The 25,213-nt window shown below is 70.0% G+C and carries 28 protein-coding genes; 17 read left to right on the top strand and 11 right to left on the bottom strand.

Features of this window, described 5'->3' with window-relative positions:
- Nucleotides 1–7: 7 nt before the first annotated feature.
- From ACFYW8_RS29250 to ACFYW8_RS29215, 8 genes are all read left to right on the top strand, one after another.
- Nucleotides 8–868, top strand: a complete 861-nt coding sequence (locus ACFYW8_RS29250; RefSeq protein ID WP_389082984.1) for a hypothetical protein — start codon at nucleotides 8–10, stop codon at nucleotides 866–868.
- Nucleotides 865–2,175, top strand: coding sequence for a CpaF family protein (locus tag ACFYW8_RS29245; protein WP_389082979.1), 1,311 nt, complete (start codon nucleotides 865–867; stop codon nucleotides 2,173–2,175). The genes ACFYW8_RS29250 and ACFYW8_RS29245 overlap by 4 nt, the downstream gene beginning before the upstream one ends.
- Before the next feature lie 137 nt (nucleotides 2,176–2,312).
- Nucleotides 2,313–3,242 (top strand): type II secretion system F family protein, encoded by a 930-nt coding sequence (locus ACFYW8_RS29240; RefSeq protein WP_365878265.1) that lies wholly within the window; start codon nucleotides 2,313–2,315, stop codon nucleotides 3,240–3,242.
- Nucleotides 3,239–4,162, top strand: a complete 924-nt coding sequence (locus ACFYW8_RS29235) for a type II secretion system F family protein (RefSeq protein ID WP_365878128.1) — start codon at nucleotides 3,239–3,241, stop codon at nucleotides 4,160–4,162. The genes ACFYW8_RS29240 and ACFYW8_RS29235 overlap by 4 nt, the downstream gene beginning before the upstream one ends.
- 63 nt (nucleotides 4,163–4,225) lie before the next feature.
- Nucleotides 4,226–4,477: a hypothetical protein gene (locus ACFYW8_RS29230; RefSeq protein WP_365878126.1), complete on the top strand. Its 252-nt coding sequence runs from the start codon at nucleotides 4,226–4,228 to the stop codon at nucleotides 4,475–4,477.
- Between the two features lie 93 nt (nucleotides 4,478–4,570).
- Nucleotides 4,571–4,948, top strand: a complete 378-nt coding sequence (locus ACFYW8_RS29225) for a TadE family protein (protein ID WP_365878124.1) — start codon at nucleotides 4,571–4,573, stop codon at nucleotides 4,946–4,948.
- Nucleotides 4,948–5,391 carry a TadE/TadG family type IV pilus assembly protein gene (locus ACFYW8_RS29220; protein ID WP_389082968.1) on the top strand — a complete coding sequence of 148 codons (444 nt, stop codon included), beginning with the start codon at nucleotides 4,948–4,950 and terminating at the stop codon, nucleotides 5,389–5,391. Before ACFYW8_RS29225 ends, ACFYW8_RS29220 begins: the two co-directional genes overlap by 1 nt.
- Before the next feature lie 2 nt (nucleotides 5,392–5,393).
- Nucleotides 5,394–5,855 carry a TadE/TadG family type IV pilus assembly protein gene (locus ACFYW8_RS29215; RefSeq protein ID WP_389083389.1) on the top strand — a complete coding sequence of 154 codons (462 nt, stop codon included), beginning with the start codon at nucleotides 5,394–5,396 and terminating at the stop codon, nucleotides 5,853–5,855.
- A gap of 162 nt (nucleotides 5,856–6,017) precedes the next feature.
- On the opposite strand, the gene ACFYW8_RS29210 is transcribed toward ACFYW8_RS29215, so the two are convergent.
- The 7 genes from ACFYW8_RS29210 to ACFYW8_RS29180 all read right to left on the bottom strand — a co-directional run bounded on the left by ACFYW8_RS29210 (nucleotide 6,018) and on the right by ACFYW8_RS29180 (nucleotide 10,205).
- Nucleotides 6,018–6,413, bottom strand: a complete 396-nt coding sequence (locus ACFYW8_RS29210) for a hypothetical protein (protein WP_365878120.1) — start codon at nucleotides 6,411–6,413, stop codon at nucleotides 6,018–6,020.
- A gap of 482 nt (nucleotides 6,414–6,895) precedes the next feature.
- Nucleotides 6,896–7,312, bottom strand: a complete 417-nt coding sequence (locus ACFYW8_RS29205; RefSeq protein WP_389082960.1) for a DUF4279 domain-containing protein — start codon at nucleotides 7,310–7,312, stop codon at nucleotides 6,896–6,898.
- A gap of 54 nt (nucleotides 7,313–7,366) precedes the next feature.
- Nucleotides 7,367–7,708: a hypothetical protein gene (locus ACFYW8_RS29200; RefSeq protein WP_365878114.1), complete on the bottom strand. Its 342-nt coding sequence runs from the start codon at nucleotides 7,706–7,708 to the stop codon at nucleotides 7,367–7,369.
- A 159-nt stretch (nucleotides 7,709–7,867) separates the two neighbouring features.
- Nucleotides 7,868–8,566, bottom strand: a complete 699-nt coding sequence (locus ACFYW8_RS29195; protein ID WP_389082953.1) for a hypothetical protein — start codon at nucleotides 8,564–8,566, stop codon at nucleotides 7,868–7,870.
- A gap of 77 nt (nucleotides 8,567–8,643) precedes the next feature.
- Nucleotides 8,644–9,003, bottom strand: a complete 360-nt coding sequence (locus tag ACFYW8_RS29190) for a toxin-antitoxin system YwqK family antitoxin (RefSeq protein WP_389082948.1) — start codon at nucleotides 9,001–9,003, stop codon at nucleotides 8,644–8,646.
- Nucleotides 9,004–9,140: 137 nt separating this feature from the next.
- The gene (locus tag ACFYW8_RS29185) at nucleotides 9,141–9,344 is read right to left on the bottom strand and encodes a DUF397 domain-containing protein (RefSeq protein ID WP_389082944.1); all 204 of its coding nucleotides are present in this window, start codon (nucleotides 9,342–9,344) and stop codon (nucleotides 9,141–9,143) included.
- 9 nt (nucleotides 9,345–9,353) lie between these two features.
- A complete protein-coding gene (locus tag ACFYW8_RS29180) occupies nucleotides 9,354–10,205 on the bottom strand; it encodes a helix-turn-helix domain-containing protein (protein WP_389082940.1) in 852 nt (283 codons plus the stop codon).
- Between the two features lie 231 nt (nucleotides 10,206–10,436).
- Here ACFYW8_RS29180 and ACFYW8_RS29175 point away from each other — a divergent pair, with 231 nt between their 5' ends.
- Nucleotides 10,437–10,841: an ATP-binding protein gene (locus ACFYW8_RS29175; RefSeq protein ID WP_389082935.1), complete on the top strand. Its 405-nt coding sequence runs from the start codon at nucleotides 10,437–10,439 to the stop codon at nucleotides 10,839–10,841.
- A 4-nt stretch (nucleotides 10,842–10,845) separates the two neighbouring features.
- Here the strand turns inward: ACFYW8_RS29175 and ACFYW8_RS29170 are convergent, their stop codons facing one another.
- Nucleotides 10,846–11,337 carry a SitI3 family protein gene (locus ACFYW8_RS29170; protein ID WP_389082930.1) on the bottom strand — a complete coding sequence of 164 codons (492 nt, stop codon included), beginning with the start codon at nucleotides 11,335–11,337 and terminating at the stop codon, nucleotides 10,846–10,848.
- 423 nt (nucleotides 11,338–11,760) lie between these two features.
- On the opposite strand from ACFYW8_RS29170, the gene ACFYW8_RS29165 reads away from it, so the two are divergent.
- From ACFYW8_RS29165 to ACFYW8_RS29150, 4 genes are all read left to right on the top strand, one after another.
- Entirely contained in the window at nucleotides 11,761–14,859 is a 3,099-nt protein-coding gene (locus tag ACFYW8_RS29165) for a BTAD domain-containing putative transcriptional regulator (protein ID WP_389082925.1), read from the top strand.
- A gap of 34 nt (nucleotides 14,860–14,893) precedes the next feature.
- A complete protein-coding gene (locus tag ACFYW8_RS29160) occupies nucleotides 14,894–15,631 on the top strand; it encodes a prepilin peptidase (RefSeq protein WP_389082920.1) in 738 nt (245 codons plus the stop codon).
- A gap of 105 nt (nucleotides 15,632–15,736) precedes the next feature.
- Nucleotides 15,737–16,936 carry a cyclic dehypoxanthinyl futalosine synthase gene (gene mqnC / locus ACFYW8_RS29155; protein ID WP_365878094.1) on the top strand — a complete coding sequence of 400 codons (1,200 nt, stop codon included), beginning with the start codon at nucleotides 15,737–15,739 and terminating at the stop codon, nucleotides 16,934–16,936.
- A 7-nt stretch (nucleotides 16,937–16,943) separates the two neighbouring features.
- Nucleotides 16,944–17,543: a hypothetical protein gene (locus ACFYW8_RS29150; RefSeq protein WP_365878092.1), complete on the top strand. Its 600-nt coding sequence runs from the start codon at nucleotides 16,944–16,946 to the stop codon at nucleotides 17,541–17,543.
- A gap of 28 nt (nucleotides 17,544–17,571) precedes the next feature.
- Here ACFYW8_RS29150 and ACFYW8_RS29145 read toward each other — a convergent pair whose 3' ends face one another.
- Nucleotides 17,572–18,612, bottom strand: a complete 1,041-nt coding sequence (locus tag ACFYW8_RS29145) for a chitinase (protein ID WP_389082909.1) — start codon at nucleotides 18,610–18,612, stop codon at nucleotides 17,572–17,574.
- Nucleotides 18,613–18,930: 318 nt separating this feature from the next.
- On the opposite strand from ACFYW8_RS29145, the gene ACFYW8_RS29140 reads away from it, so the two are divergent.
- The 4 genes from ACFYW8_RS29140 (at nucleotide 18,931) to ACFYW8_RS29125 (ending at nucleotide 24,180) form a co-directional block, all read left to right on the top strand.
- Nucleotides 18,931–19,362, top strand: coding sequence for a hypothetical protein (locus tag ACFYW8_RS29140; RefSeq protein ID WP_389082904.1), 432 nt, complete (start codon nucleotides 18,931–18,933; stop codon nucleotides 19,360–19,362).
- 19 nt (nucleotides 19,363–19,381) lie between these two features.
- Nucleotides 19,382–21,724 (top strand): bifunctional polysaccharide deacetylase/glycosyltransferase family 2 protein, encoded by a 2,343-nt coding sequence (locus tag ACFYW8_RS29135; RefSeq protein WP_389082900.1) that lies wholly within the window; start codon nucleotides 19,382–19,384, stop codon nucleotides 21,722–21,724.
- The gene (locus ACFYW8_RS29130) at nucleotides 21,725–23,167 is read left to right on the top strand and encodes an acyltransferase family protein (RefSeq protein ID WP_389082895.1); all 1,443 of its coding nucleotides are present in this window, start codon (nucleotides 21,725–21,727) and stop codon (nucleotides 23,165–23,167) included. It abuts the gene before it with no gap.
- Nucleotides 23,168–23,484: 317 nt separating this feature from the next.
- A complete protein-coding gene (locus ACFYW8_RS29125; RefSeq protein WP_365878081.1) occupies nucleotides 23,485–24,180 on the top strand; it encodes a demethylmenaquinone methyltransferase in 696 nt (231 codons plus the stop codon).
- A 41-nt stretch (nucleotides 24,181–24,221) separates the two neighbouring features.
- On the opposite strand, the gene ACFYW8_RS29120 is transcribed toward ACFYW8_RS29125, so the two are convergent.
- Together ACFYW8_RS29120 and ACFYW8_RS29115 are read right to left on the bottom strand one after the other, a co-directional pair.
- Nucleotides 24,222–24,554 carry a PASTA domain-containing protein gene (locus ACFYW8_RS29120; protein ID WP_389082886.1) on the bottom strand — a complete coding sequence of 111 codons (333 nt, stop codon included), beginning with the start codon at nucleotides 24,552–24,554 and terminating at the stop codon, nucleotides 24,222–24,224.
- Between the two features lie 81 nt (nucleotides 24,555–24,635).
- Nucleotides 24,636–25,142 (bottom strand): GNAT family N-acetyltransferase, encoded by a 507-nt coding sequence (locus ACFYW8_RS29115; protein ID WP_389082883.1) that lies wholly within the window; start codon nucleotides 25,140–25,142, stop codon nucleotides 24,636–24,638.
- Nucleotides 25,143–25,213 lie beyond the last annotated feature (71 nt).

Raw genomic sequence — 25,213 nt, 5'->3', positions numbered from 1 at the left:
GACGGACATGGCGCTCATCGCCCTCGCCGCAGACAAGGGTTCCCCCGGAGTCACCACCGCCGCGGTGGCGCTCTCGGCGGTCTGGCCCCGCAGGGTCCTGCTCGCCGAGACCGACCCGGCCGGCGGCGACCTCGTGTACCGCAGCGCGGCGGCCCACGGCGGCCCGCTGAACCCCAACACCGGCATGCTGTCGATCGCGGCGACCGCCCGGCGCGGTCTCGTGCCCGACCAACTCTGGGATCACGTACAGCCGTTGAGCGGCGGACTCGAAGTCCTCGTCGGGCTCGGGATCGCCGAGCAGGCCGCCGGTCTCGCCGGACTCTGGCCCACCCTGGGCCGGGCGTTCGCGCAGCTCGCCGACTCCCCGAACGCGCCCGCCGACGTCATCGCCGACTGCGGACGGATCAGCGGAGACACCCCGGCACTCGAACTCTTCCCGCACGCCGCCCTGGTGCTCCTGCTCTCCCGCACCGAGCCCGAGGCCATCGCGCGGGTCCGGGACCGTGCGGCCGCCCTCTCCGCCAAGCTGCACGGCGGCCCGCGCGGCGCCGCCGGACTCGCCACCCCGTTCATCGGCGTCGTCCTCGTCGCCGACCCGGGTGACTCCGCCAAACTCGTCCACCAGGTCAACGACATGCTGGTGGCGGCCCAGACCGGTGCCCGCGTGGTGGGCACGCTCGCCGACGACCCCGCGGGCGCCGACCAGCTGGCCGGACGCAGACGCGGACGCCTCGACAAGTCGCTGCTCATCCGTTCGGCCCGCAAGGTGACCGCGGACCTGTACCAGCAGTACGGCGCCACCTGGTCCGTACCCGCCGACGGACCCCAAGGGGCGCCCGGGCAGCCCGCTGCCGGGGTCGGCCGATGACCGCCGTCGACCACCAGTTGGTCAAGCGGTTCCGGCAGGACGCCGGTGACCGCATCTCCGAGCAGCGCCGTGAGGACCAGGTCCGTGGCGTCACCCCGATGTCCAGCGAGGACGAGCGGCACTACGCCCGCGCCGTCATCGCCCAGATACTCGAGGACCACGCCCGCACCGAGATCAACCTCGGCCGGACCCCGCTCGACGCGGAGACCGAGGAGCAGTACGCGGCCGCCGTGCACGCCGCGCTCTTCGGCGTCGGCCGGCTCCAGCCGCTGCTGGACGACCCGGAAGTCGAGAACATCGACATCAACGGGTACGACCAGGTCTTCATCGGCTACGCCGACGGCCGGGAGACGAAGGGGGACTCCGTCGCCGAGACCGACGAGGAACTCATCGAGCTGATCCAGGTCCTCGGCGCGTACTCGGGTCTGTCGTCCCGGCCCTTCGACTCCGCCAACCCGCAGCTCGACCTCCGGCTGCCGGACGGCTCCCGGCTCTCCGCCGTCATGGACGTGACCCGCCGGCCGGCCCTGTCGATCCGCCGCGCGCGCATGGGCAAGGTCTTCATGTCCGACCTGGTCGGCAACGGCACGCTGACCCCAGAGGTCGCCCACTTCCTCGCCTGCGCCGTCCGGGCCCGCAAGAACATCATGATCGCGGGGGCCACCAACGCGGGCAAGACGACGCTGCTGCGCGCGCTGGCCAACGAGATCCCGCCGTACGAGCGGCTCATCACCGTCGAACGCGCCCTGGAACTCGGCCTCGACGCCTTCGCCGATCTGCACCCGAACGTGGTGGCCTTCGAGGAGCGCCTGCCCAACTCGGAGGACCAAGGTGCCATCACCATGGCCGAGTTGGTCCGCCGCTCGCTGCGTATGAACCCCTCCCGTGTCATCGTCGGCGAGGTCCTCGGCGACGAGATCGTGACGATGCTCAACGCGATGTCGCAGGGCAACGACGGCTCGCTCTCCACGATCCACGCGAACAGTTCCAGCGAGGTCTTCAACCGTATTTCCACGTACGCGCTCCAGGCGACCGAGCGACTGCCCATCGAGGCCAGTCAGATGCTCATCGCGGGCGCGGTGAACTTCGTGGTCTTCATCCAGCGGCGCAACGACTACGAGTCCGGCGGTCGCCTCCAGCGCATGGTGACCTCCGTGCGCGAGGTCAACGGCGTCGACGGACGGGTGCTGTCCAGCGAGGTGTTCGCCGAGACCCCGGACGGCCGGATCGTCCCGCACGCGCCCATCGCCTGCCTCGACGAACTCGTCGCGCAGGGCTACCGGCTGCCCGGCAGCGGGAATTGGTGATGACGATGACCCAGCACATGACATCCGGGACGGCATCGGGCATGACGTCCGGGACGGCGTCGTACCTGATCCCGAACACGGCATCAGGTACGACGCCGGGCAGGACGTCACTCGCGGCGCTCGACTCGCTCGGCTCCATGGGAGGCCTGTTCTCCCTGCCCGTGCTGTACGCGCTGGTGTGCGGGATCGCCGTCGGCGGCGGCCTCGCGCTGTTCGCCGTCGCCGTACGCGGACTGCCCGCCAAGCCCGAGCACGAGAAGCAGAAGGCGAGCCGGCGGGCGAGTGAGCTCGTCCGCTTCGCCGGACAGCGCGGCTCGATCGCCGCCATCGCCGGTCTCGTCGTCCTCCTTCTCACCCGCTGGGCGGTCGCCGGTATCGCGACCGCCGTCCTCGTCTTCCTGTGGGACAAGCTCTTCGGCGGCGCCTCGGAGGAGCGGGCCGCGATGCGCCGGGTGGAGGCACTGGCGTCCTGGACCGAGTCGCTGCGCGACACCATCGCGGGCGCGGTCGGCCTGGAGCAGGCCATCCCCGCCGCGGCGCGCGCCTCCGCCCCCGTACTGCGGCCGCATCTCGACGCGATGGTGGACCGGCTGCGTTCCCGGACACCGCTGCCCGACGCCCTGCAGCAGCTGGCCGACGAGATCGACGACGCGTCCGCGGACATCATCGTCGCCGCGCTCATCCTCAACGCACGTCTGCGCGGTCCCGGCCTGCGCCAAGTGCTCGGCGCGCTGGCCAAGTCGGCGCGCGAGGAGGTCGACATGCGGCAGCGCGTGATGGCCCAGCGCGCCTCGACCCGCCGCTCCGTGCAGATCGTCGTCGCGGTGTCCATCGCCTTCGTCCTCGGGCTGTCGATCTTCAACCGTCAGTTCGTCGAGCCGTACGGAACCGCGGTCGGACAGCTCGTGCTCGCCGGTGTCTGCGGCCTGTTCGGGCTCGGGTTCTGGTGGCTGCGCAAGCTGTCCACGATCGAGACGCCGGAGCGGTTCCTGGTACGGGACGAGTCGTCCGTGCGTTTCGTGCGCCCGCGTACACCGGTTCCCGGGGATGAGGCGGTACAGCGATGAACCTGACCATGCCGATCCTGATCGGCGCCGTCCTGGGCCTGGGTGTCTACGCGTTCGTCCGCGCGCTCATGCCGTCGAAGCGCAGCGCGGTCGCGCAGGTCGCCCGCATCGACGCGATGCGGGCGCGCGGGGCTGCGTACGAGTCCGCGCACCGCGGGCAGCAGGACACCGGGCGGTTCGGCAGCCTGCGCGCCCAAGTGGGTTCCCGTGTCGCCGAGCTCTATCTCCAGCAGGGCTGGGAACAGCGCTCGCTCCGCGCCGATCTGGCTGTCCTGGACCGGAGCTGGGAGAGATTCCTGGCGACGAAGGTGCTGCTGGCGGCGGCCGGTGTCTTCTTCGGCCCGCTCCTCTTCGCCGTCGTCTGGACGCTCGGCGTCGGCCGCAGCCCCATCATCCCGGTCTGGCTCGCGCTGTTCTTCGCGATCGTCTTCTTCTTCCTCCCCGATCTGGAGGTGCGCCGGGACGCGGTGGACAAGCGGCGCGACCTGCGGCGCGTGATCGGCGCCTATCTGGACCTGGTGTCGATGAGCCTGGCCGGCGGACGCGGTCTGCCCGAGGCGCTGATGGCCGCCGCCGAGATCTCCGACGGCTGGGCCACGCAGCGCATCCGCAACGCGCTCAACGACGCCCGTATCACCGGCATCAGCCAGTGGCAGGCGCTCGGCTCGCTCGGCGAGGAACTCGGCGTCGAGGAGCTCAAGGACCTGTCGGCCTCCCTGGCGCTGGTCGCCGACGACGGCGCCAAGGTGCGCGAGTCGCTCGCCTCGCGCGCCGAGACCATGCGCCACCGGGAACTCTCCGAGATCGAGGGCAGCGCGGGCGAGAAGTCGCAGTCGATGCTGGTCGCCCAACTGCTGCTGTGCGCGGGCTTCCTGGTCTTCCTGATCTTCCCGGCGGCGATGCGCGTGTTCCAGGTCTGATCGTCCCCGGTGCCCGAAACGTCATCAATCGACCGCCACTATCCTTCGAGAGGACAACTCACCATGAACGGACGGAACTTCAGCACCGGGATCCCGGGGGTGGACTTCTTGATCACCTACCTCCAGGGCCGGGTGCAGCGCGCCCGCTCCGGCGAACTCGACCGGGGTGCCTCCGCGGTGGAGTGGGTCATCATCTCCGCCGTCGTCGTCGCGATCGTCGGCGTGGTCGCCGGGATCATCAGCGCGGCGCTGGACACCAGTGCGACGAAGGTCGGCACGTGCATCACGGGCACCACCGACAAAAAGACCTGCTGAGTTCGTTCGGAGATACGGGTGCGCGAACATCGAGGGGTACGTCGCTGGGTGCGCCGCAGGACGGAGGCAGCCTCCGCCCGCGGTGACTCCGGCATGACCGCGATCGAGTTCGTGCTGCTCACTCCGGTGCTCTTCTTCATGATCTTCGCGACGGTGCAGTTCGCGCTGTACTTCTTCGCGGACCATGTGGCCCAGGCGGCGGCCCAGGCGGGCGCCCGCAAGGCCCGCGCCACCGCCGACGCGCAGCCCGGCGCGTGGCGCGGCGAGGCAGGCGACGTCGTCGACAGCTACATCCGGCAGCTCGGCCCGAAGCTGGTGCTGTCCCCGGACGTGAAGATGCTCCAGCCGGAGCCGAACACGGTGGGCGTCGAGATCACGGCGAAGGTTCCCGCGGTCTTCCCGGGCCTGGACCTGCGGGTGCACGCGCGGTCCTCGGGCCCGGTGGAGCGGTTCGTGAAGGAGGAGAACTGATGGGAGGGGAAACCCTGTTCACCGTCCTCCGGCATCGCGTGTCCGGCCGCCGGAGCGACCGGGGGCTGTCCACCATCGAGGTGGTCATCCTCGCCCCGGTGATGATCCTCTTCATTCTGGTCCTGGTGGCCTTCGGGCAACTGGTCGACGGACGTGGAGCGTTGGACGGCGCCGCCCGGGACGCCGCGCGGGCCGGCTCGATCCAGAAGGACCACGCGACGGCCATCACCGAGGCGAGGAGGGCCGCCGAGGCCGACCTCGGAGACATCTGCACGGGCCCGGTGACCGTGACGCAGACCAGCGCGGGCTTCGTACCGGACACGCTGTTCACCGTCGAGGTGAGCTGCGAGGTGCGCGGCCTCGCGGCGATCGGCCTCGATGTGCCCACCACCCTTCGGGCCAGCTTCAGTTCGCCGCTCGACCCGTTCCGGAGGACGGCATGAGGATGCCCTCCGCGGTACGCGGCTGGGTCGCCGCGCGCCGCGCACGCCTGGACGACCGGGGCTCGGGCGCCGGAGCGGTCATCATCTTCGCGCTCGTCTTCCTGTCGCTCGCGGCCTTCGTCATCGACGGCGGCATGTCCATCTCCAAGCGGGAACGCGCCGCCGACATCGCCGAACAGGCGGCCCGCTACGCCGCCCAGGACATCGACCTCGAGTCCCTCTACGAGAACCAGAACGGCCCGGCGCCCATCAACTTCCAGAACTGCGGCGCCCGCGTGAAGGCGTTCGCCCGCGAGATGGGCATGTCCGGTGCCGACATCGCCGCCACCCACTGTGTGACCGCCGACGCCGAACAGGTCGAGGTCGAGGTCCAGTTGACGTATTCCCCCGTCTTCACCGGCATGTTCTACGGCGGCGACGTGGTCGTTAACGGCAGCGCGGTGGCCCGGAACGAGGTGGGCTGACCCGGAGCGCCGGAGCGCCGGAGCGCCGGAGCGCCGGAGCGGCCCCGCCGACGAAACCGACGTGATGGCCCCGGCGCCGGTTGCTGCTTGGCCTCGCCCGCCCGGCCCCCTGTGGGCCACTGCTCCTCGCCGTCCTTCGCTTCCTCGGCCCGCCTGGGATCGTCAGTCCGCGCCCAGCCCGAGATCCTGCTCCAGGATTTCCGTCAATCGCCTTTCCGACACTTCCGGAACCTGATGACGGGCGCTCCGGACGTGCGAGACGAAATCCTGAGGCAGGGAAACGTGGTACTTGCCGAGATAGTGGGAGAGATCCTGGCGCCACAGCCAGGTTCCGTCCGTGTAGAGCGAGCCGATGCCGGTCCGGACGGGTGCTTCCGGGTCCAGGACGTCGGGCCCCGCGCTCATTTCACTCCAGATCGCCGCGCCGTTCCCGAGATAGGCGATGATCTTCGCCTCGTCCGGTTCTCCGGTCGGATTCACGGAATCCCGCATGAATCCATGAAGGGGCAGGCCCCACCCGGGGTCGAGTTCGGAGAAGAACCCTACGGTTCGGATCATCCGAGCTCCTCGGGAGTGTCAGAGGTGGCTCGGTGTGATCCGTCCGCGGCCGGCAGCCAGTCCAGGACGTCCTCGGACCGCGTGGGGGGATCGGCGTCCGTCGTGAGGGACACGGGCAGCTCCAGCTGGGCGGCACGTGCGAGTGCGTGAGGGGAGAGGACCGTTCGGGACCCACTGCGTACACGGCCGCTCAGGTCCAGCCGAACGGCGTGTCCCCGGCGGCGGAGGTCCTGAACCTCTTTCAGGACAGGGGAGACGAGTTCGTCGATCGGTGCGTCGAAGCCCCGGTGAGGTTCACCGGTCACCTGGACCGCCCAGCATCCCTCGCCGGGGCGAAACGACGAAACGGCCGTCGCCTCCCTGGAGAAGGTGGGAACGACGCCCAGCTCATCCGTGACCTCCCGCGGGTTCAGGTTCCGTCCGGTGATGAGCAGGGTCGCTCGGGGGGCGCCCCACGAATTCGACAGTTCCACAGTGGGTCCTCACCGGTCGCTGACGCTGGTTGTGACAGTGACGGGAACGCCGAGCGCCGCCGCCCTTCGGACGAGCTCGGGGGGCAGAACGAACGTGGCACCACGGCCCACGAAGCCGGAGAGGGCGACGTGGACGTCGTATCCCTGGTCGGCCAGCCGGGTCAGTGCGGACGAGTGGGGTTCCAGCGTCTCCAGGAGGGTTCGGAGCTGATCGCTGATCCCTCCCGGCATCCGGTCGTGAACCTGGAGTACCCAGAGGCCGTCTTCAGACGTCGGCGGATTCCGGTGGTCGCTTCCCGGATGCCGAACCGACGTCGGAGGCAGGGGGATCGCCCGGGAGACGAAATCCGCGTCCAGGTCCGGCTTGCGGACGACCAGCCTCACGGCGGTCTCGGCCCAAGGGCCTTCACTATGGGTGTACTCCATCATTCATCCTCGTCGTCGATGTTGACGGGGAACGTACGCCTTCGCGTGGGCCGGCTACTTCGGCCCGCCCTGGCTCCCGTTGCCGTCCTCCTGTTTCACTCCGTCCCGCACCTGCTGGGCCAGCTGGTCATCGAGCTTCCTGAACTCGCGGACGACGGCGTCGGACATCTCCGCGAGGGCGTCGAGGGCCTGACCGATGTCCTCACGGCCGTCCTCCCAGCCGGACTCGAAGTCGTCCAGTGCGTCGTAGACGGTGTGGTCGCCGAGGTCGTCCTTGTACGACTCGAAGAGCTTCTTGGTGTGGTTCAGCCGGGTCTTGATGTCCCGCAGCCGCCCGCCGTAGTCCTCGAGTTCGCTCAGCGGGAGCGCGAGGTCGCTCTTGCCGCCACCACCCATGCCGTTCCCCCTCCTTGAGTCCTGAAGTCCCGGTCGGACGACCCGGAACGTGCCGTTCACCGCGTCGAAGATGTCATGGAATGCCTCGGCCTGGTAAGGCACCGGGCCGGCTCCGGAGACGAGAACGACCTGGTCGGTGGTTCCCGGGACCGGGGCGTATCACACGTCCTCTTCGTCGAAGGTGACGGGCTTGTACGTCTTCGCGTGGGCGGCGAGGAAAGCGACGGCTTCCGCGGGCAGGGGAAGGCGCGTCACGGCCACGTAATCGAGGATCCTTTTCGGCGGGTAGTAGTCGACGAAGCGGTATTCCACTCGGGCCGGCTCGGTCGCGTCGCCGTACCTGTGCGCGACTCCGAGGGACTCCAGCAGCTCGGAAAGGTTGTACGCGCCGACCTCGTCCCCGAGATCGACGGGAAGCCGATAACGGGTCACGTCGGAGGACGAGACCGGATCGGAGCCCGAGCGGATGGCCTGGAGCTGGGGGAGACCGAAGCCGATCCATGGACCGGTCTTCTTCACGAGCATCCAGCGATCGGACATCCGGCTCTGGAAAATGTCGCACTCGTCTCCCGAGAAGACAGGGCGCATGCTCAGGCCCATCCTCGTCAACGGCGGGTGCGATGCCTCCAGTCCGGGGATCTCTTCGTGTCCGGCCTGAACGAGGTGCACGAACTCCGCGTGGAACCGGCCACGTTCGTCCGATTGCTCAAGGCACGAGAAGTGGAGATTGGCGTCGAGGAAGGACGGTGAGGCGGCCCACAGGTCCCGGACCAGTCGGTATCCGATGATCTCTTCACAGAAGCCCTCGATCGGAGGAGCCGGATCACCGCAGATCCGGCAGTGATTGATGTCGTCCATGGGTCTCCTGACGGTGGCCGGCTCGGCGGGAAGCGAGGAGGGGAGGAGGAGGGGAGGAGTCGAAGCCGTGGTCGGCCTCAGGCGTCGAAGGTCCGGTCGTCGGTGAGTTCGCCGCTCTCCGACCACTTCTTGATCGATCTCACCGTTCCGCGTGGGCCATATTCCTTTTCGAGGGCCGGCCGACCGTTCTGGTGCCAGTTCCGCCAGCGGCCGTACGGAATTCCTCGTCGGCACTGACCTTCCGATCTGTCCGCTCCGTCCGCGTACCACTCGCGGACGGGGCCGTCCTCCAGGCCTTCGGCACAGGTGGTCATGGCGACCACCTGTCCCGTCCGGGGATCCCTCTCGATGGTCTCTCCGGTGAACAGCTGGCCCCGATAGGTCAGCGACCGGTCGATTCCCATGTCCAGTTCGGGGTCGTCGACGTCGACGCGCATCAGTGGGTGACTCCAGGTGTGGGAACTTCGTCGCCCGGCGCCCGGCCGGGAAACCTGCCCGCGGCGTTGTCCACGCCGCTGGACCCGAGAGCGCGGTCCTGGCCGTGGACACCGAACCGGGCTGCGTAGAAGGGTTGTTACGCGCGAGGCGCGGTGACCGTTCCGGTGCGTATGGCTCGGAGCAGGTGACTGACGGGGGCGGGGGTGGTGGTGAGGACGGTTCCGGGAGCGTCGGATTCGCGGAGGTGGAGGGTGGCGGGGGTGGAGGCGAGCTCGACGCAGGAGTCGCCGTCGCCCGGCCCCGAGTAGGACGACTTCTGCCAGTTGTCAGGGGTGCTCATGGGTACCTCTCACAGCTCCTTCGTCAACCTGTGGATGAAGTCGCGAGACCGGTCGGCGTCCAGCGACACTTCCTCGACCTTATGGAAGAGCGTGCGGTAGGCGTTGAGCTGGGCTTCGGAGTCGATGAATGCGGCGCCCTGGGGGGCGTCGCGCACGACGGTGTCCAGCTTGGGCACCGGTCCTCCCGCGTAGGTCATGGCGCTCGTGGCGCCACCGAACCCTTCCAGGTCGAAGGGGATGACGCGCACGGTGATGTGCTCGGCTTCGGAGAGGCCCAGCACGTGAGCGAGTTGGGCCTTCGAGGTGGCACGGTCGCCGACCATGATGCGCAGTGCCGCCTCGTGGACGACGCCGTCGTACTTCTTGGGCGTGGGGCCTTCGAGCAGCGCTTTGCGCTGCATGCGGTGCCCCACACGCAACTGGACCTCTTCTGGGGGGAGTTCAGGCACGCGATACGAGAAGACCGCGCGGGCGTACTGTTCCGTCTGGAGAAGGCCGGGGATGTAGAGGAACTGAACGTCCCGCAGGAATGCCGCGTGGTGCTCCAGTTCGGCGAGGTCGAGAAACGGTGTGGGCAGCAAGCCGCGGTACGGCTCCCACCACCCACGTGTCCGGTCGGTGGCCATGGCGACCAAGGCTTCCACGAACGCTTCGTTCGTGCAGACGTACTGTGCCGCAAGTCGGCGTAGCCGTTTCTCGCTCACGCCCGCGAGGCCGGCTTCGATCTGGCTGATCTGCGCGGGACTTACTCCGAGCAGTGTGGCCGCTTCGCGCGATGCGAGCCCGGCCGCTTCGCGGAGTCGGCGCAGCTCGGCCGCCAGGCGCATCTGACGTGCCGTTGCGTCACGCCTCAATGCCATCGGCTTCCCCTCTCGGCGTGCCCGTGAACGTGACTCGTTCGGGGGCAGATTACGCGACCGTCTTGTGAAATCTAAATAAATAGGTCTACCGTCGGTGACGCGAACGTCACTATGTGACATGCCGGGGCCCCGGAAGCGCACCACTCCGTCCTGCCGTGACGGCTGTGACAATGCCACCGCCCGGTTTCGTCGGACTCGATCAACTCCTCATGCCATGAACGGAGTTCACGCATGCCTGAAACCGAGCCCTGGAACTGCACCCTGCACATCCCGCAGGACACCCGGGCGGTCACCGTCTGTCGTCGGACCGTCCGCCTGATCCTCACCCTGCACGGCCTGATCCGTCTCGCGGACGTCGCCGAGCTGCTGGCGGCGGAGCTGGTCTCCAATGCCGTACGGCATGCGAAGGGGCCCGCGGCCATGCGCCTGAACCGGCGGGACGGGGTGCTGCGGATCGGCGCCTGGGGCGCGAGCCCGCTGCCGCCGTCGTACGTCTCGGAGGTGGTTCCCGACACGGAGGAGGCGGGCCGGGGTCTCTTCCTGGTCCGGGCCTGTGCCGACGACTGGGGCCGGCATCCGCTGCGGCGGGGCGGCGACATCGGCAAGTACGTCTGGTGCGACCTGGCCGTGGCGTGAGGACTCAATCCGTATCCATGGTGTGGGTCTCCCGGCGACAGGGCCGGGTCACGAGGGCCAGCCGTTCCGGCCGCCAGAGATCGTCCCGCTCGTCGAGGCTCAGGTCGCCGTTCTTCCGGAGCAGCCAGATGACCTCGAACTGGTAGTGCAGCACGGCGTCGCCCTCGACACGATCCAGCAGGGGCGTCATCAAGCGGATCATGTCGTCCTGCTGGTTCGAAGTGTCCGTTCCCCTGCCCATGCGGAACCCGACGCCGACCGTGGGAGTGAACCCGAATTTCGTGACGATGGGGTCCCACGGCCGGGGCTGTCGCTGCTGGATCACGGTGACGCAGGTCCCTCGACGGGTGTACGCGAACACGCCCTTCTCCGTCAGCGGCGCACCCGTGATCGATTCGTCGAACACGCCGGAGTCCCTGCCGATCTCGGCGAGCCGGGACGCGACCTCGGATGCGGGCGACCGCGTCGCGATGTCGAGGTCGTATTCGATTGCCATGCGGAAGGAATCCCTTGATGCCCCGTGGTTCGACGGGCGTCTCCGCCCCTGCGCCGCTCCGTGTCCATGCCAGTCTTTCGACTCTATGGGAGCCCGGTTCGGTCTGCGTACAGCCGAATTCAACGGTGGGTAAAAGGCGGCAGTCGCCTGTCGGAGGCCGTCACGCCGTCAACAGGCCGATGACGCGGGGTCCGTAGGGGGCGTCTTGTGGGTGTCGTGAAGGGGTGAGGGCCCGAACGGGGGTGAGAGGGCCTCGAAGCGCGGCTGCAACTCGGGTGTGCCGGGCGGATGGTGATGAAACGGGCGGAGTGTGGGCCTTGCCCCCTGCCCGTCCTTCGACACCCTCCTTAAACTCTCAGTAGGCTCGGTCCACCCCCGAACTCACGCTCTCCCCAATCGACCCACGACCCCAGGACATCCGCCATGGCGCGACGCACCACTTCCAGTTCGACGGGCGGCTCGCCGGGTCCGAGGAATCGGACGCCGCAGCCCCTGCCCCGGCGTCGTCGGACGTTCGGGGACTTCGTGAAGGCGTTCGGAGCGTTCGTCGCCCTGCTGGTACTGCTCGTCGGCGTGCCGGGCGCGCTGGTCGTCGCCGTGGGGTGGCCGCTGCCGCACGGAGTCCCCTCGTGGGACTGGCTCCAGCAGGAGATCACCGTCGGCACGTTCATCCACGTGCTGACGGTCATCGTGTGGTTCGCGTGGGCGCAGTTCACCGCCTGCGTGCTGGTCGAGATGAAGGCCGCGCTGTCGGGCGTCGGGCTGCCGAACCGCGTACCGGGCGCCGGTCCGAGCCAGTTGCTGGCCCGTCAGCTCGTCGCGGCGCTCCTGCTCGTCGGCGCCGCCGCCGCGAGCCTCACGCCGGGCCTCTCGCAGCTCGGCCAGAGCCTGGAGGGCAACCAGCGCGGTCCCGTCGCCGCCGCGCAGCAGACCCCCGGCGGGCTGTTCGGGCAGCAGCGGGAGCAGGCCGCGGCGGGCGTCGCCGCAGCGGTCGCGGAACAGGCCGCCAACGCCGCGAGCCAAGCGGCGTCCCAGGCGGACGGCGGCGCGTCCGCCCAGCACGGGGACACGAAGTACTACCGGATCCAGCCCCCCGAGGGCCGGCACCACGACTCGCTCTGGGAGATCGCGCAGCGGCACCTCGGTGACGGGCGCCGGTACAAGGAGATCTACCAGCTCAACAAGGACCGTACGCAACCCGACGGGTCCAGGCTGTCCGAGGCCAGCCTCATCCGGCCCGGCTGGATCATGGAGATGCCCGGCGACGCCCACGGCGGCGAGCTCGTCGAGATGCCGGACGCGGCGCCCGGGATCCCGCAGCAGGTCCAGCAGCAGATCCACGACTACTCCGGGACCGGCGATCACCGGCAGGCCGGCGGCAAGCAGGCCGGCGGCGCCAACCGGCAGAACGACCAGGGTGACCGGGACACCGCGCACATTCACGTGCCCCAGCAGCGGGTCGGCGACGACCGCGGCGGCGACGACAGCCGGCAGCGGGAACCCGCCTCCTCCGAAGCCGCGTCGGACGCGCGCGACGCACAGGGCGAACAGAACCAGGGCGAACAGAACCAGGGCGAACAGAACCAGCGGCACCAGGGCGACGGGCAGAGTTCGCGGGTCTCCGCGGAGAGCGGGTTCGGGCTGCCCGAGGCCCTCGTCGGCGCGCCCCTGCTCGCCGCGGGCCTCCTCGGTGCCCTCGGCCGACGCCGCCGCCAGGCCCTGTGGCAGTCGGCGCTCGGCGCGGTCGGCGGGCGGCGCGGCATGGAGCCGCCGGTTCCGACCGGGTCCGCCGCGGACGCCCAGGACGCGCTGCTCGTCGGCGCCGACCCCGAGGGCGTACGCCTCCTCGATCTGTCCCTGCGCGGACTCGCGGCCACCCTCGCCGCGGAGTCCCGCCCGCTGCCGACCGTCTACGCGGCCTGGCTCGGGGGCAACGGCGATCTGCACCTCCAGCTCGCCCAGCCCGCCGGAAAGCCGCCCGCGCCGTGGCGGCTCGGCCAGGACCAGACGTTCTGGATGCTGGCACGGGCGGACGCCGAGCGGTACGAGGAGGTCGACACCGCGGCCCCCTATCCGGGCCTCGTCAGCCTCGGCACCATGGACGACTCGCGGCTGCTGCTCAATCTGGAGTCCGTGCCCGGCATCGTCTCGCTGAGCGGAAGCGCGAGCGACCGTGCGGGCGTCTTCGCCTCCGTGGCCGCCGAGCTGGCCACCAACGGCTGGTCGGACCGTATGACGATCACGCTCGTCGGCTTCGGCGAGGACCTGACGCCGCTCGCGCCCAGCCGGCTGCGCCACCTCGACGACGTCGAAGCGCTCGTCGAGGCCATGGAGGCGGAGACACGGCAGCGCCGCGGCGCGCTGGGTGCCGCCGGACACGACTCGGTGCTCACCGGCCGCACCGGGCCCGCCCAGCACACCCGTTGGGCCCCGCATCTCGTGCTCCTGGCCACCGAACCGTCCACCGAGGACGCACTCAAACTCGCCGAACTGGCCGCCGACGCCGGTCGGTTGGGGATCGGCTATCTCGTCGGCACCGAGTCCGGCGAACTGCCCGGCGCCGCCTGGGAGATGGAGATCACCCGCGAGGGCAAGCTGCTCGCGCCGCTGCTCGGCCTCGAACTCGACGCGCAGCTGCTGCCCGTCGCGCAGCAGCGGGCGGTCGTGGAACTCTTCGTCGAGGCCGACCCCGAGGGCGGTCCCGACGGGCCGACGGACTCGCCGCCGTTCCTCGTCGACGTCAGTGAACAGGGGCGGCCCGCCGTGTACGCGCGGCTCGTGGGCCCGTACGAGATCATCGGCCTGGAGACGCCCGACGGCGAACGCAGCGCGCTGCTGCACGAGGCGCTGGCGCTGCTCCTGCTGCACCGCGAAGGGGTGCACCCGCGCGTGCTGTCCTCCGCGCTGTGGCCGCGCGGCGTCACCGAGGACGTGCGCGACGCGCTCGTCGAACGGTTGCGCGGCTGGCTCGGCAACGACCCCGACGGCACTCCGCGGCTCGGCGCGGACGCGACCGGGCGGCTCACGCTCGCCAAGTCCGTCGTCTCCGACCTGGACGTGCTGCGCTCCCTCTACCACGAGGCGACGCAGGGCAAGGGTGTCAACAGCCGTGTGGTGCGCGGGCGGTTGCTCACCGACGCGCTCGTCCTCGTCCGCGGTCCGCTGCTCGCAGACCGCCCGCAAGGGCGCTACGGCTGGCTCACCCACGAGATCATCGACGCCCAACTGCCCCTGCTCGTAGCTGACATCGGCCTCGCTCTCTCCGCGTTCCATCTGGAGAAGGACCGGGCGCAGAAGGCGATCGAGGCGCTGAACGCGGCGATGAACTCGGCGCCGGCGGACGAGCGGCTCTGGAACGAGCTGCTGCGCGCGACGCACGCGACGGGGGACAGCGACCTGTTGAAGCGGCTCGCCGCCGATCTGGTCGCCCGCAGCGGGGCGCGCGGGCTGCCGCCCCGGACGGAGGCGCTGCTCGACGAACTGCTGCCGACCTGGCGAAGCGGTGCGGCCTCGGTGGGATGACGCCCGGCGTAACGGATGTTCCTGGGGGGAACGCGTGGATCTCGACCTCTGGCTCACCGTCGTCGCCGTGCTCTGGGGCGCGGCGGCGGGGCTTCTGGTGCCCCGGCCCGCGTACCGCTTCGCCGTCGAGCCCGACGAGCCGTGGCGGGACCGCTGTCCCGAAGGGCAGCCGATCACCGGGGCCGCGCGCGGGTGGCTGGGGCTCGCTCGTTCACCGGGCGGAACCCGGTACGGCCCCGGCGTTCTCCTCGTATCGCCGGTCACCGCCCTGCTCTGCGCCGGGCTCGCCCTCGCGACCGGTACGCGCCCGGAGCTGGGCGTCTGGCTGCTGCTCGCGCCGCTCGGCGTCCTGCTCGCCGTGGTCGACTTCCGGGTGCAGCGGCTGCCGGACGCGCTCACCCTGCCGCTCGCGGCGGCGGCGCTCGCGCTGCTCGGGGTGGCCGCCGCCCTGCCCGAGCACGCGGGTGAATGGCTGACGGCGCTCTTCGGGGCGCTCGCGCTCGGGGGCGGGTACTTCGTGCTCTTCCTCGTCAACCCGAACGGCATGGGCTTCGGCGATGTGAAACTGGCCCTCGGGCTGGGCGCGGTGCTCGGCTGGTACGGGTGGAGCGTGGTGATCCTGGGGACCTTCGCCGGGTTCCTGTTCGGCGGGTTCTACGGGGCGGTGCTGGTGGTCGCGCGGCGCGCGGGGCGCAAGACGTCGATCCCGTTCGGCCCGTTCCTGATCGCGGGCGCGTACGTGGGGCTTCTGATCGGGGCCTACGCGGCCTGACGTGGGCCGGCTCGGCGGGCTTACGCGGCCTGACGTCGGGTGGCCCGGTGGGCTGGCGTAGGGTGGTTGAGTCTGTCCACAACCCTTACGAAAGGGACGCTCCCGGTGACCGAGAAGGCCGACCTTCAGTCCGTCCTCGACCGTGCCGCCGAGGGTGGGCGGATCACCCCGGAAGAGGCGCTCGACCTCTACCGCGACGCCCCGCTGCACGCGCTCGGCGCCGCCGCCGACGCAGTACGCCGCCGCAGGTACGCGGGTACCGAGCACATCGCGACGTACATCATCGAGCGCAACATCAACTACACGAACGTGTGCGTCACGGCGTGCAAGTTCTGCGCCTTCTACGCCGCACCCAAGGACACCGCCAAGGGCTGGACGCGCGACCTCGACGACATCCTGCGCCGCTGCGCGGAGACCGTCGAGCTCGGCGGGACGCAGATCATGTTCCAGGGCGGGCACCACCCGGACTACGGCGTCGAGTACTACGAGAAGCACTTCGCCGCGATCAAGGGCGCGTACCCCGAGCTGGTCATCCACTCCCTCGGCGCCTCCGAGATCGAGCACATGGCCCGGATCTCCGACGTGAGCGTCGAGGAGGCCATCCGGCGGATCCACGGTGCCGGTCTCGACTCGTTCGCCGGAGCCGGCGCCGAGCTGCTCCCCGCGCGCCCGCGCAAGGCGATCGCCCCGCTCAAGGAGAGCGGCGAGCGCTGGCTGGAGATCATGGAGATCGCGCACGGGCTGGGCGTCGAGTCGACGTCCACCATGCTGATGGGCACCGGCGAGACCAACGCCGAGCGCATCGAGCACCTGCGGATGATCCGTGACGTACAGGACCGGACGGGCGGCTTCCGCGCCTTCATCCCGTACACCTACCAGCCCGAGAACAACCACCTGAAGGGCCGTACGCAGGCGACGCTCTTCGAGTACCTGCGGATGATCGCGATCGCCCGCCTCTTCCTCGACAACGTCGCCCACATCCAGGGCTCCTGGCTGACCACCGGCAAGGAGGTCGGCCAGCTCTCCCTGCACTACGGCGCGGACGACCTCGGCTCGATCATGCTGGAGGAGAACGTCGTCTCCTCCGCCGGCGCCAAGCACCGCTCCAACCGCATGGAGATCATCGACCTGATCCGCAAGGCGGGCCGCGTCCCCGCCCAGCGGACCACGACGTACGAGCACATCGTCGTCCACGACGACCCGGCGAACGACCCGGTGGACGAGCGCGTCATGTCGCACATCTCCTCGACGGCGATCGAGGGCGGCACGGCGCACCCCGAGCTGAAGCTGCTGGCCTCGAACTAGTCGCGCCGTGCTGACACTTCACGTAGCCGAGCAGTCGACCGGGATCTCGGTCCTGGTCGACGGGGCAGCCGTCGCCGCCGTCGGCCCCTACGAGGAACTGGCCGCCGACCGTCCGGACGCGAAGGTGCGGCGCTGGCCCGGCATCCTGACGCCGGGGCTGCTCAACCCGTACGGTCCGGAACTCCTGGAAGCCGTGTACCACCCGGACCCGCGCGAGGCCGACGGCTTCGGCACCGAGCCCATCGGCGGGGAACGGGCCAAGCGGATCTTCCGCGCCGATCCGGCGCGCGTCGGCGCGAGCGCTCGGCGCGGGATCCAGCGGATGCTGGCGCACGGCACGGTGGCGGTGGCCGGGGAGTTGCGGTCGCGAGTCGTGGTCGACGCGGTGCGCAGAGTCGGTCTCGCGGTGGGGCGGCGGCCGGACCGGCTCGCGGGTCCGGCGGCGCTGTCCCCGACCCCGCTGATCCTGCTGCCGGGACTCGTACCCGGCGGTCCCGCCCGGTTCGCCGTGTTCGACGTCGAGGACCACGCCGAACTGGTCCGGCGCGGTGCGGGAACGTGCGTGGCGACCGTGATCGGCGGGCGGCTGGTGTACCGGAGCCGCTGATCACGGCACGTGGGCACGTGTCGTCGGCTCAGCCGGCGAACACCTTCGCGAACGCCCCCGAACTCTGCTTCACACCACTGCAGTCGGTCGACGCGTCGCCCGCCGTCGCGCTGCCCTTCTCGCACTGACGGTCCCGGAACGTCGACCACATCGACACCCAGGCGACGCCCTTCTTCTCGGCGAACGCCCGTACCTGCGCCGCGTCCGAGAGGCCGAACGTCTCGTCGGCCACGTCGTTGACGCCGATCATCGAGGTGAGCGCGAGCCCCTGCCAGGCGTCGGAGTCCGACAGCCCGAACACCTTCTTCAGCTGACCGTGGGCCGCCTCCGCGGACGTGATCGCGTAGTCGCCCATGTCGTCGGCGTACGAACTGCCGTAGTTCATGGTCATGATGTTGACGGTGGAGACGTCCACGGAGTGGTCGTTGGCGGACTCCAGGAGAGCCAGGCCGTCGGCGTCGATGCCGGAGGGCATCACGGGCAGGGTGAAGGCGACGGTCAGGCCGGGGCGCTTCTTCTGGAGCAGCGCGATGGCCTCGGAGCGCCGCGCGACCGAGCCGGAGTCGCTCAACTGGGCGCCCTCGATGTCGAAGTCCGCCTGCGTGGAGCCTGCGGTGTCCAGTGCCGTGCCGTAGGCCGCAGCGAGGGCGCTCGCGCTGTCGCACATCGACGCCAGCTCCTTGCCGGACGCGCCGCCGAACGACACCCGCACACTCGCGCCGGACTTCTTGAGCGCCGATATCCGGGACTTCACGGCAGGGTCGCCGATCGCGTACCCCCCGTCCCACTTCGGCGTGCAGCCGTTGCCGTCGGAGATCACGAAGGCCAGGTTGTAGGTGCTCGGCGAGCCCGCCGAGTCGGTCTCGGCGGCGGTCGTGGCGCTCACGTACGGGGCGTACGAGGTGTCCGACGACTTGGCCGCGCCCGCGTTCGGGGACGCCGCGGCGGCCGTCGTCCCGCCGGGCCGCGCGGACGTCGTGCGCGAGGCGTCGCCGCCCGAGGAGCACCCGGCGCAGCCCAGTGCCACCAGACAGACGACACCCGCGGCCGGCCTCAGGAAACCCCGCATTGTGCACGCACCCGCTCTCATGGTTTCTCGTGATTTCTGTCTCAGGGCGGAAACAAACAGTCGTTCCCCGACTGGAAATGTGTCACACCCGGACCGGAATGCCGAATGAAGATCAGGCATGGGAGCGGGAAGAGAAAATGCCGACATACGGGGCGGTTTGGACTTTGAAATAGTTCATAACGTCCATATCCATCAGTTCTGGGCTGCGCTGACATTCTTTGATTCTCATAGAGAAAATACAGCCTGAGGCGCCCCTCATGGGCCGCTCACAAGGTAAGCAGAGTTCTTGACACATAAACCCGTCCTACCGTCTGCGGAATGCAATCCGAGTCCGCCATCGAAAACCGTGTCCAGACGCGTGGCCGCCGCCGCAAACGCGGCAGCGGGGCCGTGGACGGCCCCGTGTTCGTTGACAACTCCGGGCGCCGCGCCCGTCTGCTGAGCAGAATCGGCATGCTCGTCGGCGTCGTCTGCCTCGGCTACGCCGTCGTGCTCGGCATGGCCTTCATGGGCTGGGGCACCTCGCTGACGCCGTCCTCGCTGCTCCATTTCGACGGCGGCCGGGCCGGCTCCGCGCCCGGCGGCGGCTACGGCATCCGGCAGGGCGGCCCAGGCCCCAGCGGCGCACCCGGCGGCGCCCCGAGCGGAGCGCCCACCGGCACCCCGCCGTCCGGTCCGCCAACCGGGACCGCGCCCTCCTCCGCTTCCACGACAACCGCCGGGGCGTCCGCGTCCACCGGCGCCAACTGACGGGGGCGCACCCACTCCCATGACCACGACGACGCCCGCCCGCGGCCGTCGGCGCGCCCCCTCCAGGATGGAGCGGGCCGCCGGGAAGGCCGCGGCGCTGCAGAAACCCCGTGTCATCCTCGCCCTGCTGCTCCTGTTGGCACTCGTCAGCGTGATGCTGCTCGACGGCTATCTGCGCTCCGAGATCGGCAATGACGCCCGGGTCCGCGACGGCGCGGCCTACGACAAGGTCCCTGAGAAGATCCTCGACGGCGGGCCCATCCTGACCTTCGCCGCCGGCGCCGCGAAGACGCAGTCCGTGCCGAAGAAGACCATCGTGCTGACCTTCGACGACGGGCCGACAGCGAACTGGACGCCCGAAGTCCTCAAGGTCCTCAAGGAGAACGACGTCCAGGCCACCTTCTTCATGGTCGGCTCGATGATCTCCCGCTACCCGGACGTGGTGAAGACCCTGGTGGACCAGGGCAACGAGGTCGGCATCCACACCTTCACCCATGTCGACCTCTCCTACCAGAGCGCAGCACGCCTCCAACGCGAGCTGAAGCAGACGCAGTTGGCCCTCGCCGGCGCGGCCGGGGTCACCACCACGCTGTTCCGCGCCCCGTACTCGTCGGAGATCAGCGCCGTCGACAACTACAGCTGGCCCGTCTACAAGGAGCTCGGCAGCCTCGGCTACACCAGCGTCTTCGTCGACACCGACAGCGACGACTGGAAGAAGCCGGGCGTCTCGAAGATCGTCCAATGGGCGACTCCGAAGAAGGACCAGGGCGCCATCGTCCTCATGCACGACGCGGGCGGCGACCGCTCGCAGACGGTCGCGGCACTCGGCTCGTACATCAAGAAGATGAAGGCGAAGGGCTATACCTTCACCACCGTCAGCGGTGCCCAAGCCGAACTGGACCGGGCCGCGATCCGGGGCGGCACCGGAACGGCCACCGGTTCGAACCGTCCTCTCGGTCAGCAGGCGAGCGGCAGTCAGGCGAGCGGTGGGCAGCTGAACGGGCGGCAGTCGGGCTCCCGTTCGGTGGCGGGCGGTACCGCCGTCGGCGCCGCCCAGGCCGCCCAGCGCAAGGCAACCGGCGCGACCCTCTACGAGGGCAAGGCGCTCGTCTACGCCGTGGCGGTCGCGGAGTGGGTCGTACCGGCGCTGTCCTGGTTCCTCGTGGTCGTCGGCGTCGCCGTCATGGGCCGGTTCGCCATGATGCTGGTCCTCGCCCGCCGCCACCACCGGCAGCGCAACCGCGGACGCGGCCGGGGCGGCAAGTTCAGCTGGGGGCCGACGGTCACCCGGCCGGTGACCGTGATCGTGCCCGCGTACAACGAGAAGGAATGCATCGCCAACACGCTGAGGTCGCTGGCGAGGAGCACGCATCCGATCGAGATCATCGTGGTCGACGACGGTTCCGAGGACAACACGTCCGAGATCGCCGAGTCGCTCGGCATGCCGAACGTCCGCGTCATCCGGCAGGAGAATGCGGGCAAGCCCGCCGCGCTCAACAACGGTGTCCGTAACGCCCGTCACGACATCGTCGTGATGATGGACGGCGACACCGTCTTCGAGCCCGACGCCGTGCACCAGCTCGTGCAGCCCTTCGCCGACCCGGAGATCGGGGCGGTCGCGGGCAACGCCAAGGTCGGCAACCGCGACACCATGATCGGCGCCTGGCAGCACATCGAGTACGTGATGGGCTTCAACCTCGACCGGCGCATGTACGACCTGCTGCGCTGCATGCCCACCATCCCCGGCGCGATCGGCGCGTTCCGCCGGCAAGCGGTGCTGGAGGTCGGAGGCATGAGCGAGGACACGCTCGCCGAGGACACCGACATCACCATCGCCATGCACCGCGCGGGTCGGCGGGTCGTCTATCAGGAGCACGCCAAGGCCTGGACGGAGGCGCCCGGTTCGTTCAAACAGCTGTGGTCGCAGCGCTACCGCTGGAGCTACGGCACCATGCAGGCGCTGTGGAAGCACCGCAAGTCCCTGACGGACAAGGGTCCTTCTGGTCGCTTCGGCCGCGTGGGCATGCCGCTGGTGGTTCTCTTCCAGATCGTCACGCCGGTGTTCGCGCCGCTCATCGACGTGTTCACCGTCTACTCGATGCTCTTCGTGGACTTCCGGGCCGCGCTCCTCGCCTGGCTGGCCGTCCTCGCGGTCCAACTGATCTGCGCGGCCTACGCGTTCCGGCTCGACCGGGAGAAGTACCGCTACCTCGCGATGCTGCCGCTGCAGCAACTCGCCTACCGCCAGATGATGTACCTGGTCCTGATCCACTCCTGCGTCACGGCCCTGACCGGCGGCCGCCTCCGCTGGCAGAAGCTCAAACGCACGGGCGAGGTCGGAACCCCGGCAGGAGTGAGCTAGATGACCTGGGGCGCGGAACAACCGGGACAGCGGGTGTACGACGACGGACACGACCCCGGGTACGGGTACGGGTACGGCCCCGCGTACGGGTACGGGCAGCAGCCCGGGCAACCGGTGCCGTACGGACCGCCCTACGAGCAGCAGATGCCGTACGGACAGCAGCCCGAGCAGCCGGTGCCGTACGGACAGCAGTCCGAGCAGCCGGTGCCGTACCGGCAACCGGTCCTGCACCAGGAGCCGGTCCTCCGGCAGGAGGAGTCGGTCCGGTACGCCGAGCCGGTGCCCTACGAGGAGCAATGGCGGTACGGTCCCGGAAACCCTGCTGGTGACTGTCCCGAGTCCCTGCCCGCGAACCTTCCTGAGGACTCTCCCGAGGAGCCCTCGGAGGAGTCGCCGTCGAAGGTGAGGGCAGGGGGCCGAGACCGCTACTTCGACGCCCTCCGCGCCGTCGCCCTGGTCCGCGTCGTCACCTACCACACCTTCGGATGGGCCTGGGCCGGCCTGGTCTTCCCCTCGATGGGAGTGATGTTCGCGCTCGCCGGGACGCTGATGGCCAGGTCCCTGGAACGCCCGGCGCTCAAGGTGGTCAGAAGCCGGATGCGACGACTGCTGCCGCCGTTCTGGTTCTGGGGCCTGTTCGTCGTGATGGCGATGATGATCCACGGCTGGATGCCGGGCTGGCAGATCGTGTTCTGGATCGTCCCGGTCGGCGACCCGCCGGGCAACCAGTGGGGCGTGCAGGCCTGGGAGATCCTCTGGTACCTGCGGACGTACCTCTGGTTCGTACTGCTCTCCCCCCTGCTCCTGAAGATCTTCCGCAAGGCCCCGATTCCGGTCCTGCTGCTCTCGCTCGTCCCGGTCGTGGTCTTCCAGTACGGGTGGCAGCCGCCGGACGGCCGCCCCGGCAGCGCCCTCACCGACCTCGCCACCTATCTCTTCTGCTGGCTCGTCGGCTTCGCGCACCGCGAGGGGGTGCTCCAGCGCCTGAAGCCGGCCGCGGTGGTCCTCGCCTCGCTGGGGGCCCTCGCGTACGGCGCCTGGTACGCCCTCGCGCACCAGGCGGAGTTCGGCACCTACGACCTCGACGAGGTCCCCCTCGCACAGGCCTTCTGGTCGGCCGGCTTCGTGACGCCGCTGATGTACTTCAAGGCGTACTACGACGTCGACTTCGCCTGGCTCGCCCGCTTCAGGCGGCTCGACCGCACGGTGACGATCTTCAACGGGCGTGCGGTGACGATCTATCTCTGGCACGAGATCGCGCTGATCCTGGCCGTCCCGCTGATCGACCAGTTCTGGAAGGTGCCGGCCTTCGAGAAATGGCTGCCCCTGGAGAGCCAGTGGTTCATGTTCGCGATCGGCTGGGCGCTGATCTGGACCGCGATCCCCCTGTTCGGCTGGGTCGAGGACGTGGCCGCCAGAAAGAAGCCCAGGCTCCTGCCGTGACGTCGGCCCCGAGTGCGGGGGGAGAGCCTCGCCCACGCGGCCGGGGGAGAGCCTCGCCCACGCGGCCGGGGGAGAGCCTCGCCCACGCGGCCGGGGGCGGACACCCGGGCCGTCGGCCGGGGCGGACACCCGGGCCGCCGGACGGCGCCGCGCCCTGCCGACGGTTCACGCGGAGGGGTGCGGCGCTCTTCCTCGTACGCGGAAGGCGGCCTTTGACCTGCGCGAGGAACCGGACCCCGGGCGGGTGCCCGCGACCGCGCCCGAATCCGCGGCCGGGCGCCGGAGAGTCGCCCGGCCCGTACTGCCACAATGGGACCGTGACCCGCGCATCCCTGGACAAGCAGCCGCACGAAGTCGCCTCGATGTTCGACGACGTGGCGGAACGGTACGACCTGACGAACGACCTGCTGTCGCTCGGACAGGACCGGGTATGGCGCAAGGAGGTCGCGAAGGCGGTCGACGCGCGCCCCGCACAGAAGATTCTCGACCTGGCGGCCGGAACCGCGACCTCGTCGCTCCCCTTCGCCCGCACCGGCGCCTACGTCGTCCCCTGCGACTTCTCCCTCGGGATGCTCCGCGTAGGCAAGCGGAATCACCCCTGGCTGCCGCTGACGGCCGGTGACGCGACCAGGCTGCCCTTCAAGGACGACACGTTCGACGCCGTCACGATCTCCTTCGGGCTGCGCAACGTCCAGGACACCGACACCGCGCTCCGCGAGCTGTACCGCGTGACGAAGCCCGGAGGGCGTGTCGTGATCTGCGAGTTCTCGCACCCGACCTGGGCGCCGTTCCGCACGGTCTACACCGAGTACCTGATGCGCGCGCTGCCCCCGGTCGCCCGTGCCGCCTCGTCCAACCCCGACGCGTACGTCTATCTCGCCGAGTCCATCCGCGCCTGGCCGACCCAGCCGGAACTGGCCGAGCGGCTGCGGAAGGCCGGCTGGTCGAAGGTGGCCTGGCGCAACCTGACGGGCGGCATCGTGGCCCTCCACCGGGGCTACAAGCAGGCCTGACCGCCCGGCCCGCCCAAATGCCGGGAAGAGCGCCCTACCGGCTACCCGAGGACCTCGAACGCGTCGCCTGGCCGGTCGAGTTCACGGCGCAGCCCGCCCGACGGCGGCCGGGGCGGCCGGGGTTCACGCACTCCGGCGCCGCCCTCCGCGTCCCCGAGGTCGAACCACACGGTGACGACGGCTCCGCGCGGCACTTCGGCCCCGGGCTGCGGAAATTGCCGTACGACGTAGTCGACGACCGTCCGATGGAAGTCGGGCCGGTCGGGCGCGGCGAGCAGCACACCTCGCGCCTCTGCCGTCTCACGCGCGTCCACGGCCATCAGACCGACGAGCCGCGGTACGCGCACTTCGGGTGTCTTGGGTGTTTTGCGCACGGACGTCACCCCCAGCGGTACCGGAAGGGTAAGCCTCGCCCGTGCCCTTCCGGAAGCCGTGAGGAGACCTGCGGGACGCCGTCAGAGGGCCAGCCGGTAGCTGTGGCCCTCCTGCGCCGACGAGGGCAGCGTGAACCGCTCCGCGAGCTCCATGCCGAGCCGCTTCGTCACCGCGATGGAACGGGCGTTGCCCGCGTTGACCACCGCGACGACGTCCGTGACGCCCGCGGCGCGGACCCGCGCCAGGGCGGTCCGCGCGGCCGCCGTGACGTATCCCTTGCCCCAGTGCGCCCGCCCCAGCCGCCAGCCGATCTCGATCTGCCCGGCCGGACCCCAGGCGTGCGGCCACGGCTGCGCGCCCGTGAAGCCCAGTACCTCGTCCCCGGGGCCGACCACCGTCCACAGGCAGAACCCGTGCTCCGCGTCGTGCCGCCGCTGGCGCGCCGTGAGTTCCTCGTACGCGGACCGCTCGGCCGCGCGGCCCCCGAGGAACTCCATGACCTCCGGGTCGTCGAAGACCCTGTGCCAGGCGAGAGCGTCCTCGTCGGTGGGGACGCGCAGTCGTACTTCGGGGAGAGCTCGGTTCACGGGGCAGCCCTTCAGCCTGGTGATCAGTACCGCTGCATAGACTGCCCATGTCCAGTGCCCGTCGGCACGTT

Origin of the sequence: Streptomyces sp. NPDC002742, from assembly GCF_042888885.1 — a bacterium.
GTDB lineage: Bacteria > Actinomycetota > Actinomycetes > Streptomycetales > Streptomycetaceae > Streptomyces.
Note: the sequence above shows the minus strand (reverse complement) of the source record. Positions and strands in the feature narration are given on the sequence as shown.

Bases quoted from the DNA above. Each gene is read 5' to 3' on its own strand.
- ACFYW8_RS29215 (WP_389083389.1), top strand. From the start codon at position 5,394: ATGCCCTCCGCGGTACGCGGCTGGGTCGCCGCGCGCCGCGCACGCCTG.
- ACFYW8_RS29220 (WP_389082968.1), top strand. From the start codon at position 4,948: ATGGGAGGGGAAACCCTGTTCACCGTCCTCCGGCATCGCGTGTCCGGC.
- ACFYW8_RS29210 (WP_365878120.1), bottom strand. From the start codon at position 6,413: ATGATCCGAACCGTAGGGTTCTTCTCCGAACTCGACCCCGGGTGGGGC.
- ACFYW8_RS29245 (WP_389082979.1), top strand. From the start codon at position 865: ATGACCGCCGTCGACCACCAGTTGGTCAAGCGGTTCCGGCAGGACGCC.
- ACFYW8_RS29205 (WP_389082960.1), bottom strand. From the start codon at position 7,312: ATGGAGTACACCCATAGTGAAGGCCCTTGGGCCGAGACCGCCGTGAGG.
- ACFYW8_RS29165 (WP_389082925.1), top strand. From the start codon at position 11,761: ATGGCGCGACGCACCACTTCCAGTTCGACGGGCGGCTCGCCGGGTCCG.
- ACFYW8_RS29175 (WP_389082935.1), top strand. From the start codon at position 10,437: ATGCCTGAAACCGAGCCCTGGAACTGCACCCTGCACATCCCGCAGGAC.
- ACFYW8_RS29250 (WP_389082984.1), top strand. From the start codon at position 8: ATGGCGCTCATCGCCCTCGCCGCAGACAAGGGTTCCCCCGGAGTCACC.
- ACFYW8_RS29235 (WP_365878128.1), top strand. From the start codon at position 3,239: ATGAACCTGACCATGCCGATCCTGATCGGCGCCGTCCTGGGCCTGGGT.
- ACFYW8_RS29180 (WP_389082940.1), bottom strand. From the start codon at position 10,205: ATGGCATTGAGGCGTGACGCAACGGCACGTCAGATGCGCCTGGCGGCC.
- ACFYW8_RS29135 (WP_389082900.1), top strand. From the start codon at position 19,382: ATGACCACGACGACGCCCGCCCGCGGCCGTCGGCGCGCCCCCTCCAGG.
- ACFYW8_RS29185 (WP_389082944.1), bottom strand. From the start codon at position 9,344: ATGAGCACCCCTGACAACTGGCAGAAGTCGTCCTACTCGGGGCCGGGC.
- ACFYW8_RS29240 (WP_365878265.1), top strand. From the start codon at position 2,313: ATGGGAGGCCTGTTCTCCCTGCCCGTGCTGTACGCGCTGGTGTGCGGG.
- ACFYW8_RS29170 (WP_389082930.1), bottom strand. From the start codon at position 11,337: ATGGCAATCGAATACGACCTCGACATCGCGACGCGGTCGCCCGCATCC.
- ACFYW8_RS29195 (WP_389082953.1), bottom strand. From the start codon at position 8,566: ATGGACGACATCAATCACTGCCGGATCTGCGGTGATCCGGCTCCTCCG.
- ACFYW8_RS29140 (WP_389082904.1), top strand. From the start codon at position 18,931: ATGCAATCCGAGTCCGCCATCGAAAACCGTGTCCAGACGCGTGGCCGC.
- ACFYW8_RS29230 (WP_365878126.1), top strand. From the start codon at position 4,226: ATGAACGGACGGAACTTCAGCACCGGGATCCCGGGGGTGGACTTCTTG.
- ACFYW8_RS29130 (WP_389082895.1), top strand. From the start codon at position 21,725: ATGACCTGGGGCGCGGAACAACCGGGACAGCGGGTGTACGACGACGGA.
- ACFYW8_RS29190 (WP_389082948.1), bottom strand. From the start codon at position 9,003: ATGCGCGTCGACGTCGACGACCCCGAACTGGACATGGGAATCGACCGG.
- ACFYW8_RS29145 (WP_389082909.1), bottom strand. From the start codon at position 18,612: ATGCGGGGTTTCCTGAGGCCGGCCGCGGGTGTCGTCTGTCTGGTGGCA.
- ACFYW8_RS29225 (WP_365878124.1), top strand. From the start codon at position 4,571: ATGACCGCGATCGAGTTCGTGCTGCTCACTCCGGTGCTCTTCTTCATG.
- ACFYW8_RS29200 (WP_365878114.1), bottom strand. From the start codon at position 7,708: ATGGGTGGTGGCGGCAAGAGCGACCTCGCGCTCCCGCTGAGCGAACTC.